The sequence below is a fragment of the Candidatus Marivariicella sp. genome (assembly GCF_983056325.1).
Genome location: NZ_CEZOWA010000026.1, coordinates 1 through 12,676 on the forward strand (window position 1 = coordinate 1; position 12,676 = coordinate 12,676).

11 protein-coding genes are annotated in these 12,676 nt (G+C 29.8%); 10 read left to right on the forward strand and 1 reads right to left on the reverse strand.

Annotated elements, in window-relative coordinates; genetic code table 11:
- Positions 1-102 precede the first annotated feature (102 nt).
- Positions 103-1,032, reverse strand: a complete 930-nt coding sequence (locus AC3ATN_RS07910) for a hypothetical protein (protein WP_252158977.1) — start codon at positions 1,030-1,032, stop codon at positions 103-105.
- 596 nt (positions 1,033-1,628) lie between these two features.
- On the opposite strand from AC3ATN_RS07910, the gene AC3ATN_RS07915 reads away from it, so the two are divergent.
- From AC3ATN_RS07915 to AC3ATN_RS07960, 10 genes are all read left to right on the forward strand, one after another.
- Positions 1,629-2,456 carry an alpha/beta hydrolase gene (locus tag AC3ATN_RS07915; RefSeq protein WP_487532735.1) on the forward strand — a complete coding sequence of 276 codons (828 nt, stop codon included), beginning with the start codon at positions 1,629-1,631 and terminating at the stop codon, positions 2,454-2,456.
- A 30-nt stretch (positions 2,457-2,486) separates the two neighbouring features.
- Complete coding sequence (locus tag AC3ATN_RS07920; protein WP_487532736.1) at positions 2,487-3,236, forward strand: BspA family leucine-rich repeat surface protein; 750 nt, start codon at positions 2,487-2,489, stop codon at positions 3,234-3,236.
- A 112-nt stretch (positions 3,237-3,348) separates the two neighbouring features.
- A complete protein-coding gene (locus AC3ATN_RS07925) occupies positions 3,349-3,945 on the forward strand; it encodes a 3-keto-disaccharide hydrolase (protein ID WP_487532737.1) in 597 nt (198 codons plus the stop codon).
- Between the two features lies 1 nt (position 3,946).
- Positions 3,947-4,720 (forward strand): 3-keto-disaccharide hydrolase, encoded by a 774-nt coding sequence (locus AC3ATN_RS07930; protein ID WP_487532738.1) that lies wholly within the window; start codon positions 3,947-3,949, stop codon positions 4,718-4,720.
- A gap of 1 nt (position 4,721) precedes the next feature.
- A complete protein-coding gene (locus AC3ATN_RS07935) occupies positions 4,722-6,065 on the forward strand; it encodes a Gfo/Idh/MocA family protein (protein WP_487532739.1) in 1,344 nt (447 codons plus the stop codon).
- Between the two features lie 36 nt (positions 6,066-6,101).
- Positions 6,102-7,205, forward strand: a complete 1,104-nt coding sequence (locus tag AC3ATN_RS07940) for an SGNH/GDSL hydrolase family protein (protein ID WP_487532740.1) — start codon at positions 6,102-6,104, stop codon at positions 7,203-7,205.
- Positions 7,206-7,373: 168 nt separating this feature from the next.
- Positions 7,374-8,117 carry an SGNH/GDSL hydrolase family protein gene (locus AC3ATN_RS07945; protein ID WP_487532741.1) on the forward strand — a complete coding sequence of 248 codons (744 nt, stop codon included), beginning with the start codon at positions 7,374-7,376 and terminating at the stop codon, positions 8,115-8,117.
- A gap of 83 nt (positions 8,118-8,200) precedes the next feature.
- Positions 8,201-9,508, forward strand: a complete 1,308-nt coding sequence (locus tag AC3ATN_RS07950; protein ID WP_487532742.1) for a serine hydrolase domain-containing protein — start codon at positions 8,201-8,203, stop codon at positions 9,506-9,508.
- A 19-nt stretch (positions 9,509-9,527) separates the two neighbouring features.
- Entirely contained in the window at positions 9,528-11,717 is a 2,190-nt protein-coding gene (locus tag AC3ATN_RS07955; RefSeq protein WP_487532743.1) for a LytR/AlgR family response regulator transcription factor, read from the forward strand.
- A gap of 135 nt (positions 11,718-11,852) precedes the next feature.
- Positions 11,853-12,676 (forward strand): TonB-dependent receptor plug domain-containing protein (locus AC3ATN_RS07960; RefSeq protein WP_487532744.1); only part of this gene is annotated, 824 nt, incomplete at its 3' end.

Consider the following 12,676-nt stretch of genomic DNA (forward strand, 5'->3'; position numbering starts at 1 on the left):
GATACCAATTCTGTTATTTCCATAATTCAATATTTAAAACAGTAATTTACAAAATTATAACACATAAAATCATATAACATTTGAACACAGAGTGTTCAAAAACTAACTCCAATAGTTGAATAAAAGTCTTTCAAGTTGTTTAAGAGTTATATCTTCTTTTTTAGATTTCTCAATCATCTGTTTCCAATAAAACTCGAGATGTTTGGGAAGGTTATTTTTTAAATTGTTTCCTTCATTTTCATTAAATTTTTTTCTTATTCTATCATCAAAAATTGGTAAACTTTGATCTTCTAATTTATTATATAACCAATATCTTACATGTTTAGTAGAAAAAGAAATATTAAAATTATTAATACCACCTTTTATACCCTCTTTTTTACAATAAGATTTATGAGATTCAAATGTCCATTTTGAAAATGTTTGTACCCAATCACCATCTTTTTCAAAACTAAGACATCTTTGAACTAATTTCCTATAGGTTTCAATATCAAAGTTTTCATGAAATCTTCCACCTGTAGACGGTTGTTCCAATTTTGGTTTATTGTAAATAAGTCTACCACCCTTTCCTCCCCAAACTTGTATTGTATGAAAAATATTAATTAGTTCTTCATCTGATATATCTTCAATTTTAGAGAAAGAACTTATTTTATTGAATAAATATTTCTCTACTTCATCGAGTGTGGTAAATTTTTCAACTGGATCTTTCAAACCATATTTAGTCAAAAGATTTATCATAAATTTTACGGACACAGAATCCTCTATTTTATCGATAACTAAAGGAGGATATACAGTTTGTTGATAATTTATATCATTTGGAAAATTTAAAGTTTGATTCATTCCCGTTCTTCTTTCTCTTATTTTGGATTTTGTATTTTTTTTATGTTTGACTTCCTTACCTGAATCGTCAATTTTATTGACAGTCATATACATTTTCTTACCATCAATTAAAACCTTTTCACTATTTACTATTTTATTAGTAAAGAATCTTCTTATTTCACTTTTAGACTTTAACACCTTTACTGGTTTGTCCATAATTCAATATTTAAAACAGTAATTTACAAAATTATAACACAAGTAAAATCGTATAACACAGAGTAACATAAAAACCAACACTATTATAACACACCGTGTTATAAGGCAGGAGGTTAAAAAACTGGTCTACAAGTAGTTAAAGGATTGGTTCGAGTCCCGTCCAGACCGCAAAATCATCCTCCAATTTGGGGGATTTTTTGTTTATTAACCCCTGCAATACTTTACATTGTAATTAATCACATTTGAGACCTCCACAATTAGGGGTGAGGATTAAATTGAGGACTAAACTTAGTAGTTTATTTGTTTTTAGTGTATGTTTTGGTGATTGTTTTATCCCCATAAATCCAATTTTTCTAACAAATTTAATCCTCACTTAGACACAAATTAGTGTATATATTTATATCGTATTATTTTCGGTCCCATATGGGACTGGTTTTTAAAATCTACTTTTTGTTAAAATTTACTTTCGAACTCATCCAACTATTTCTTAAAAGCAGATATATATATTTTGTATACGAATTACATACCTTAGTATAAATATATGTGTAATTGTAATAAGATAATTGTAGATTCAATTAGATTTAAAATTAATTTCATTGATTAAAAAAATACTTTTTTTTCTCCTATTTCTAAACTATTTATCTCTTTATTCTTCAGAGGTAGACACGCTAATTGTTCAAAGTGAATCAATGAATAAATCAATTTCCAATTTAGTAATAGTGCCCGAAGATTATTCTTTGAATACAAATTCGTTGCCAGTCATTTATTTGCTTCACGGTTATGATAACGATCAAAATACATGGTTAAATAAATTTCCAAAATTAAAAGAATATGCAGATAATTATAATGTAATTATAGTATGTCCAGACGGTGAATTCTCAAGTTGGTACTTTGACAGTCCAATAGATGAGAATTTTAAATATGAAACCTATATTTCAAGTGAGTTAGTAGATTCAGTTGATAAAAACTACAATACGATCAAAAACAGAAATGCAAGAGCAATAACAGGTCACAGCATGGGTGGTCACGGTGCATTATATTTATCATTTAAACATCAAGATATTTGGGGAGCAGCTGGAAGTATGTCTGGTGGTGTAGATTTAGTTCCATTTCCATCAAGTTGGGATATTTCAAAACGACTAGGAATATATTCAGACTATCCAGAGAACTGGAATAATAATTCAGTAATAAATATGGTTAACCTATTAAAAACAGGTAATCTAAAACTAATATTAGATTGTGGGGTTGATGATTTCTTTTATGACGCCAACCTTAGGCTTCATAATAGCTTAAAAGAAAAAAAAATACCTCATGATTACATTGAGCGATCTGGAAGTCACGATTGGGATTATTGGAAAAATTCTTTGGGATATCAAATCTTATTTTTCAATAAATTTTTTGAAGAAATAAACTCCAATTATTAATTGGTCATATAAATTCAATGATATAATGTTATGAAAAAAAATCTTTTTGTTTTAATATGTTTAATTTCTCTTTCTTGCCAATCAGAAAAGGATGAAATTATTGAAAATAATAATAATAATAACACTTCAGTTTTGCTAAATGACATTGATGGAGACGGAATAACCAACGACATAGATAAAGATAATAATACACGCCAAGGAGTCCCTGTTGACGAGAATGGTGTCATGCAAAATCCAATCTATTTAGATGAAAATGGGGTTACTATCAAAGCATTTGAATGGTCAGCAATTGGAGACGAAGGAATTTTTGATGATATAATATTCACAATTGTTGATGAACAAACTTTATTAAATATGATCTCAAACGAGGAAGATATTACCAAGGTTTGTACAAGTAAAATAACCATAATGACTCAATTTTTTGTAGGAAAAAAAACATTCAATCAAGACATTAGTTCTTGGGACACTTCTAATGTTAATGGTATGAATTTTATGTTTGAAAGTGCAGAAGCTTTTAATCAAAATATTGGCTTTTGGAATACTTCTAATGTTCAAGACATGAATTATATGTTTAGATATGCTACATCATTCGATCAAAATATCAGATTTTGGGACACATCAAATGTTTCAATAATGAGATACATGTTCAATGGAGCAGTTTCTTTTAATCAAGATTTAAGTTCATGGGATGTTCTAAAAGTAAACGATTGTCAGTCTATTTTTCTTAACACCACTGCCTGGACTCTTCCTAAACCATATTTTACAAATTGTACCCCTTAAATTAAGATTAATGATTTATAATTTGTAATTTATTATTTATGTTTAGTAATATTGTTTAAGGAACTTTGTAAATCAATTAATAGGTGTAAAAAAATAATATATATTCTAAAAAATGTCAAAGAAATCTTTTTACGCATTCATTATAATTCTGAATTTATCAATACAAGCTCAGGCACAAATTGATTTATTTAATGGTCAAAACCTTGATGGTTGGAAAATCAACGGTACTGAAAAATGGTATGTTGAAAACAGTGAGTTAATTTGTGAAAGTGGTCCAGATGAAGAATACGGTTATCTCTCAACCATAGAGCATTACAATAATTTTGAATTAGAACTCGAATTCAAACAAGAAGCAGACGGTAATAGTGGTGTATTTTTTCGGTCGACTGTAGAAGGAACTATAGTCAATGGATGGCAAGTAGAAGTTGCTCCTCCAGATCTTCACACGGGAGGAATTTATGAATCTTATGGAAGGGGATGGTTAATTAAACCAGATCCTGCTAAAGATCAGTATTTGAAAATGGGCTCATGGAATACAATGAAAATAATTGCCTTTGGCAACAAGGTGACTTCCTACTTAAACGGTCATGAAATGGTGGAGATCATGGATGAGAAAATTGGAAAAGGAAAAGGGGGTATAGCTCTTCAAATTCACTCTGGTGGTGGTATAAAAGTTAAATGGAGAAATTTAAAATTAAAAGAATTATAGAATGAAGCAGTTTTTATTTTTATGCACAGTTTTTTTCATGATATCGGGGTGTAAAGAAAACAAAACCAAAAAGCAGAATACTTCCTCAGAATGGATATCACTTTTTGACGGAAGTTCTCTTGATGGGTGGAGAGCTTATAACGGAGAAAATCTACCTCAAAGTTGGTCTATTGTCGATAGTGTGATGACTTTTAATAGTGAAATGGTTTCTGAAGAAGAATATGATTATAAAAAAAGTAAGGATATTATTTATGGAGCTCAAGAGTTTGAAAATTTTGAATTGTATGTAGAATGGAAAATTCCTCCCGGTGGTAATAGTGGAATTTTTTATCATATCGTCGAAGGCTACGATGGAATTCCAGAAGTAGCTCCAGAGTATCAATTGATTGATGATGATCATTATACTGACTTTCATGATATAACAGAATACAATAAAAGTATAGGCATAAACGAAAACCCTCAAGACATACACCCTTTACAAGCTACAGGAGCGGATTATGCAATGTATGTGGCCGATGCTTCAAAAAAAAATCTGAATCCTGCTGGAGAATGGAATAGTAGTAGAATTATTTTTACTCCTAATCGAGTTGAACACTGGCTTAATGGTCAATTGCTATTAAGTTTTATCCCTTGGTCTGAAGATTGGAATTCGAAAAAGAATAACGGTAAATGGAAAATTGCTTCTGACTATGGTATTCACAAAAAAGGATTCATAGGGTTTCAAGATCATTCTGGTTCCTTATGGTTTAAAAACATCAAAATAAAACAGCTATAAAATGAAGAAAAGAGATTTTATTAAAACAGCATCACTTGCACTTGGAGCTACTGTACTCCCTCTATCTTCCTGGTCATGTGAAAATCCAAAATCTATGTTACGAACTGCACACATTGGCGTTGCCAATATGGGGCTTGAAGATTTAAAAGCGATTGCATCTCACACAAATGTTATTGTAACAGCACTTTGTGATGTTGATAGTAACGCGCTAAAGGCAGCCAATGAAATGTTTCCAAAAGCACAAATTTTTAAAGATTATCGCAAAATGTTCGATAAAATTTCAGATCAAATTGACGCTGTGATTGTATCCACTCCCGATCACACACATGCCCCAGCTTCCTTACTTGCTATGGAGAAAAACAAATCTGTTTATTGTCAGAAACCGTTAAGTCATTTTGTTTCTGAGTCCAGAGAAATGCGTAAAGTTGCCAGTGATAAAAATCTTGTAACCCAGATGGGAATTCAAGTTCATTCTTTTTACGATTATAAATTAGCTACTTATTTAATTCAAGGAGGTATAATTGGAAAGGTCAGTAAAGTAATTGCTTGGTCAAATAAGAATTGGGGATACGATGGTCCAATACCGGAGGATTCTGATCCTGTTCCTGAAAATCTTGATTGGAATCTTTGGCTGGGGACATCCAAAAAAAGGTCCTATAAAGACAAATACTATCATCCTAGTAATTGGAGAAAATTAATGGATTATGGTTGCGCCACTCTCGGTGATATGGGAGTCCATATTTTTGACACTCCTTATAATGCTCTTGAACTCGATGTTCCAAATACAATTACAAATGAGTGCCGACCCTTTACTGGTTTTGGGTATCCTGAACGTAATATTGTTCGTTACACCTTTGATGGAACTGCACATACAACGGATAGTTTTGAATGGTTGTGGTATGATGGTATTGACGGACCCAATATTACTCCTGAATTAGTTCTTCCTAACGGAGAAATGCTTCCTGATCAAGGTGCAATGTTTATTGGTGAAAATGGTAAACGTTTACTTTTACCCCACTTTATGGAACTTCCAAGACTTATAGAAAAGGAAACATATAAAACATATGATATCGCAGCTTATGATAAAGAAAACACTCTGGGAGAGCCGATTCGTGATTATAGTAGCGAATCACCTAAGCATTACCATGAATTTGTTGATTCATGCCTAGGTAAATCTATTTGTTCAGCGCCATTTGAATATGCTTCTAGATTAACTGAAACCATCCTTTTAGGAGTTATTGCAGGGCGTTTTCCAAACAAGACACTCAATTATAATAAAAAAACATCCGCATTTATAGAAGAAGAAGCTAATATATTTCTAAAAGAAAATTATCGCACCTTTTAGATTACGGACCACATTGAAATATATTTAATTAAATCTATGAGAAAGTTATTTTTGTTATTATTAACCGTTCCATTAATCTCTTTTGGACAAAATGATTTTCAAGTGTCAAAAGACATTAATTACTTTGGAAAGGATTTTTTCACTCTTGAAGGTACACTAATCTCAGACTCTCTCAAGGAGAATCGATACGACAGATTACCCTTTTCGTATAAAGATATTGTGAGAAAACCCGTTTGGGACTTGTCAAAATCATCAGCAGGAATGTCTATTCGTTTTCTTTCTAACTCAAAGAGTATCAGTGTTAAATGGAAAATTTTAAATGATTTTAAGATGAATCATATGCCTGAAACAGGTATAAAAGGCGTTGATTTATATTTCAAGAACAAAGGCAATTGGCGATATATTAACACCGGTCGCCCAAATGGAATCGAAAACGAGTCCACCTTGATAGAAAATATGACTGAAGAAATGCGTGAGTTTAAAATGTTTTTACCTCTTTATGATGGCGTTGTAAATATTGAAGTTGGTATTGATTCGAGTAGTGTAATAAAAAAACCATTAAAAAATAATCAAAAATCAATAATTTTTTATGGTACCAGTATAACTCAAGGAGGTTGTGCATCTCGTCCTGGAATGGCCCACACCAATATTATATCTAGAAAATTAGATCTTGATTGTATAAATTTTGGATTTAGTGGAAATGGAAGAATGGAACAGCCAATAGCAAAATTAATATCAGAATCAAAACCTCTATTCTATGTTATAGAATGTATGGCAAATATGATTAATAAGGAAAACGTAACCAATAAAACGATACCTTTAGTAAACACCATAAGACAAAATAATCCTGATACTCCAATTATTTTAGTTGAAAACTTCATCCCCACTTCATCAATTTTGAATAAAAAAGAAGATAACGAAATAAAAGAAATGAATTTAGCTTTAAAAACTGAATATGAAAAAATGATTTCAGATGGTTATAAACATGTTTTTTATTTAGAAACTTTAGATGCACTAGGAAATGATAACGAAGGAACGGTAGATGGTGTACATTTTACAGATTTAGGATATTTAAGATATGCAAATTTTTTAATAGACAAGTTTGTTGGATTTGGACTCATAGATAAAAGTATTTTATAAATTAGATTATAATTTTAAAAGAGTTTTTTCAAAACATGAATGATATTTTTTCGTAATCTTAAGTCGAGGTTTTAACCATATGTCTTTCAAAATATTATTTTTGTAGACTAATTAATGATATTGGTATAAATACGATTTATTAAAGTTATTAGATTTGTAAGTTTAATTATGACAAAAATAAAATTAATTATATCTGTAATATTTTTTATCAATTGTTCAAATGTTGTAAATGCGCAAAATTTTGATAAAGAAATGAAAACACAAATTGATTTAGCTATAAGAAATCTGGATTGGGCAGGGTTAAATACATATCATGAAGCAAACCAAAAACTAAGTCTTAAAGATTCAATTTCTCCAGATGTAATTTTCATGGGAGATTCTATAACCCAAGGTTGGTCAGATAACTCACCTCTTTTTTTTTCAAATAATAATTATCTTAATCGAGGTATTGGTGGTCAAACAACTAGTCAAATGTTACTTCGATTCCGAAGAGATGTTATCAAATTAAAGCCTAAAGTTGTAATTATTTTAGCTGGAATAAATGATATTGCTGAAAACACAAAGTATTATGACATAAACACTATTGCAGAAAACACTTTCTCGATGGTAGAACTAGCTATCGCAAATAGTATCATCCCTATAATTTGTTCCACCTTACCTGCTGACAGGTTTGAATGGAGACCTGAAATACTTCCCTTAGAATCCGTAAAAAAACTTAATGCTTTGTTTTACGATTATGCTGAAAAGGAGAATATTACTTTTTTAGATTATTTTTCGTTTATGAAAAACGAAAACGGAGGTATGAAAGATGAATTAACAACTGATGGTGTTCACGTGACTAAAGAAGGTTATGATTTAATGTCTAAACTTGCAAAAAAAACAATAAATGAAACACTAATGAAACTCCAATAGGTTATTTAAGTATTAATTATTTTATTTTTTTTGTAATCATTTAAAGCATATTTTTTCTTAAATTTTACAATCAATACCTTAAAATGAAAAGTAGTCTATTGTCTTTTTTTGTAATCAAAGTTTCTGTTTTATTATTTCTACTTCTTTCATGCAACGATATTTCAACAAAATATGATCTTCCTGAAAATCACGGTATATCCTCAGAGAGAATTTCAAAATTAGGAGTATACTTTGAAAATAAAATAAAAGAAAATAAAATACCAGGCGCTGTAGTTTTAATTCGAAAAAATAATAATATTATTTTTCAAAAAGAATTCGGGTACAGTAACTATCACAAAAAAATAAAATTTAAAAAGGATGATATTTTCAGAATTGCATCCATGACAAAATTAATTTCTAATCTAGCTGTCCTTGATTTAATTGAAAAGGGATTAATCTCATTGGATGATCCTATTGAAAAGTATATTCCGAAGTTTAAAAATCCAACTATTTTAGAAACATTCAATCCATTAGACTCAAGTTACACATCAAAAAAAGCATTAAATAAAATCACAATAAAACATCTTCTTACACATACTTCTGGTTTGACATATGGAACTTCAAGTGTGAGTTATAATGATAATAGTAGTGACCTTGCAGCTATATACACCAAAGCAGGAATTGTGGAGTTGTATTCTTCAAAGGATATTAAAATGGAAGAAAACATTGACAAACTAGCAATTTTACCTTTAAGTCATGAGTCGGGAACAAAATATAGTTATGGAATGTCTACTGATGTTTTGGGTCATTTAATTGAAATCATTTCAGGTCAAACTCTGGATATATATTTATCAAATCGATTTTTTACTCCATTAGGAATGAAGGATACATACTTTTATTTACCTGATTCCAAAGCTGATCGTCTAGTACCTGTTCAAACCAATGACAATAAGATATGGAGTTTTTACGAAACAGATGACTATGATGTTGATTATCCCATAAAGGGTGCAAAACGTTATTTCTCGGCCGGGGCAGGTTTGTCCAGTACAGCTTTGGACTATTCTATTTTTTTACAAATGATACTAAATAACGGTACCTATAATGGAATATCAGTACTTAGCCCTAAAATTATAGATGATATAAAAATTGATCAACTTCCTAAAAACACTATGGTATATCAAAAACCATTAGCCCACGGACTTGCAACAGGATTAATTACTGAAGATTTAATTGATAGAGGAGAATTTGGAGTACCTGGGACAATTCATTGGGAGGGACATTTTTCTACTTTATTTTGGGCTGATCCATCAAATGATTTAATTGTTATAATTTTAGAGCAACTTTTAAATAATGATTTTAATAGTTTTCGAAATGATTTTAAAAAAATCATTTACGATTCATTCATTTACTAAAAATTTGTACTTTAAAAAAATGATCACAATAATTAAGAAGTTTAAACTGTATTTTTTTATCAATAGATCCTTTATATCCATTTTTTTTATTTTTTTTATTTTTAAAACTTATGCTCAGGAGGGGTTAAAGTTTGTTTCTAATAATAAGGATAAAATTGAAAGAACAAGCTACAAAGTATTTGAAAAACCTAAGAATTTTAAAGATAAATTATCAATAAAGTTTGATCTTTCATTTCATAGTAAATTGTATATAGGAAATATTTTTACTATCAATGGTTTTGCAGATGGTTCTTCCTATTCTTTGTATTATAAATATACTTACGACGATGACAACCTTTCTTATATTCAAATTAACAGAATAGGAGAAGAAAAATTATATGAGTTTTTATTATCAGATGATCTAATTTCAAGAGAAAAATGGGTGACCATTGAACTTTCTTTTAATTTTAAAACTGATTCACTCCAACTACTTTTTAACGGAAAAAAAAACAGTCTATCAGAGCAGTTTGCTAAAGACTCAAATTCTTTAGGAATAACTTTTGGAAGACAAGAAAATTATTTTGATGTCCCTGCGTTTAAAATAAGAAATCTTCAAATTAGCGATACTCAAGATGAATATATTTTCCCCTTAAACCAACAAGATGGAACAGATGTTTATGACGCCAACTTTGTTGAAAAAGGAATCGTTACAAATCCAGATTGGCTTATAAATGATTTTTACCATTGGAAAAAAATTAATCAAATTGAATTAGAGGAGAATTATAATGTTGTTTTTAATTCAAGTAGTTCTAGTTTTCTGTTGTTAGGATCGAAAGAGTTGATAGAATATGATGTTTTTGATATGACTACTAATTCCAAACCGTATAAAAACACGTACAACCTTTCCCAATCGAGCACCGGAAAAGCTTTCCTGGATTTAGAAAACAATAAGTTGTATAACTATCAAATTCAAAGGAATGATATTGTAAGTAATAATCTATTAAAAATGAAATTGGGTATTAAAGACGACCCGATTATTGATGAAAAATCCAAAAATATAAAATCAAAACAGCTTTATTCATTAGGAGTTTTAGATTTAGATACCTTTATGTGGTCAGGTATAGAATCAAGTAGTTTATTTTCCTTCCAGAGGTTTCATCATAATACTTTTTTTCAGCCTAATTATAAAAGATTTACTTTTTTTGGTGGTTACGGTAATTTTAGTTACTTCAATGATATATCACAATATGATATTGAAAAAAAGAGTTTTAATACCCTTGATTTTTCTGGAGATTTTATTCCTCCTAGATTCCTTTCAGGAATGTTGTCTTTAGATTCTAATACACTATTAATTTATGGAGGAGTTGGCAATCTAAAAGGAGAGGAGCATATTGGTAGAAAGTATTTTTCAGATTTATATCAATTAAACCTGGAAAGTCTTAAGATTTCTAAAAAGTGGTCTAATAAATCAAATATATTTAGCTCTGCCTCTTCAGAAAATATGATTCTTTCTGATGATAGAAAAAGTTTTTTCACCGTTTCTTACTCAGAAAATTTTGACAAGGATTATTTAAAGCTAAAAAAATTAAATATTGAAAATGGAACTGAAATTTTTGTTGGGGATAGTATATTGATGGCGACAAATAAAGTTGCCAATAAAGTAGATATTTTTAAGAGTAAAATTAACGGTAAAATTCTTTTATACACCAAAGAGTTCCAAGATAATAGATTTAAAAAAAATATAATTACTTTTTATAGTATTGAAAATGAACCAATACTTTTTTCTGATCTAAATAAAGGTGCATATCCTTTTATTAAATTTAGGGGGCTGTATCTTGGAATATTTATATTATTAATTGTTGTGTTTTTTATTATTAGACAGTTTTTTCTAAATTTAAAAAAAGAATCCACTAATAAAAATGAATTTATTTTTGTTCGTTCAAATCGTCAAAATGTCAAGCTTTTTTACCGTGATATATGGGCCGTAGAAGCTCTCAAGGATTATATAAAAATTATATGTAGCGATAAGACATATGTTGTTCATAATAATATTTCGAAGTTTAGTAATAGTCTCCCAAAATCAATATTCATTAGAGTTCACCGATCATTTATAATTAATCTTAATAAAATTTCTTCTGTAGAGGGAGATATTGTTTATCTAGAAAAGAAATATTACAAAATTGGTGGAAAATACATGGGAGAAATTAAGAAGCATCTAGATATTAATTGAATAAAAATTACATTTTTAAATTTTAATCAGAATAAATTTAGTAGACAAAATTACAGTATTCGTATATTTTATTCATTTACACTAAATTTTAGAATTAAGTTTAGTCTATAAAATAAATCAAAACAAATCAATCATATGAATAATTTAAAGAAATCAGTTTGTTTTACTTTGTTGACTATTCTTTTTGCGAGCACAACTTTCGCTCAGTCAACTAGTGGAACAATTTCTGATATGGACGGATTGCCCTTACCAGGTGCTACCGTCGTTAACTTGAATACTTCGAATGGAGTTACATCCGACTTCGATGGTAAATTTACAATTGAAACTTCAGTAGATGATGTATTACAGTTTACTTATGTAGGTTATAAGCCTGCTGAGGTAACTGTTTCCCAAAGTAATGATGATATTAACATAAGGTTAGTACAGGGAAACGAATTAGAAGAAGTTGTTGTTTCTTCTTTCGGATTTGAGAAAAAAACAAAGTCACTAGGTTACTCAGTTACCCAAGTGGAAGGAGATGAGTTGAGTAGAGTGAAATCTACAAATCCTTTACAAGCTCTAAGGGGAAAAGTTGCAGGTGTAAACATCAGTAACAATGCTTCTGGAATAAAAGGCTCTACAAGAGTTGTAATTCGAGGGAGTAGTTCTTTCAATGGTTCTAATCAACCTCTCTATATAATCGATGGTATCTCTATTCAAAACGAACAGCTAGGAACTGCAGGTGAATGGGGTGGAGTTGATGCTGGAGATGGTTTATCTGCAATCAACCCGGATGATATAAAGTCAATTAGTGTATTAAAAGGAGGTGCAGCTGCTGCTCTTTACGGATCAAGAGCTTCAAATGGGGTAATTTTAGTTACTACTAAAAATGGAAGTGAAGCATCAAAAGGATTAGGTGTTGAGATATCTAACCAAACCATTTTCACTGGAATTAATGATAATTTTAATCCACAAAATTC

Coding starts and splice junctions, on each gene's coding strand:
- AC3ATN_RS07950 (WP_487532742.1), top strand. CDS start 8,201: ATGAAAAGTAGTCTATTGTCTTTTTTTGTAATCAAAGTTTCTGTTTTA.
- AC3ATN_RS07935 (WP_487532739.1), top strand. CDS start 4,722: ATGAAGAAAAGAGATTTTATTAAAACAGCATCACTTGCACTTGGAGCT.
- AC3ATN_RS07945 (WP_487532741.1), top strand. CDS start 7,374: ATGACAAAAATAAAATTAATTATATCTGTAATATTTTTTATCAATTGT.
- AC3ATN_RS07920 (WP_487532736.1), top strand. CDS start 2,487: ATGAAAAAAAATCTTTTTGTTTTAATATGTTTAATTTCTCTTTCTTGC.
- AC3ATN_RS07940 (WP_487532740.1), top strand. CDS start 6,102: ATGAGAAAGTTATTTTTGTTATTATTAACCGTTCCATTAATCTCTTTT.
- AC3ATN_RS07925 (WP_487532737.1), top strand. CDS start 3,349: ATGTCAAAGAAATCTTTTTACGCATTCATTATAATTCTGAATTTATCA.
- AC3ATN_RS07930 (WP_487532738.1), top strand. CDS start 3,947: ATGAAGCAGTTTTTATTTTTATGCACAGTTTTTTTCATGATATCGGGG.
- AC3ATN_RS07955 (WP_487532743.1), top strand. CDS start 9,528: ATGATCACAATAATTAAGAAGTTTAAACTGTATTTTTTTATCAATAGA.
- AC3ATN_RS07910 (WP_252158977.1), bottom strand. CDS start 1,032: ATGGACAAACCAGTAAAGGTGTTAAAGTCTAAAAGTGAAATAAGAAGA.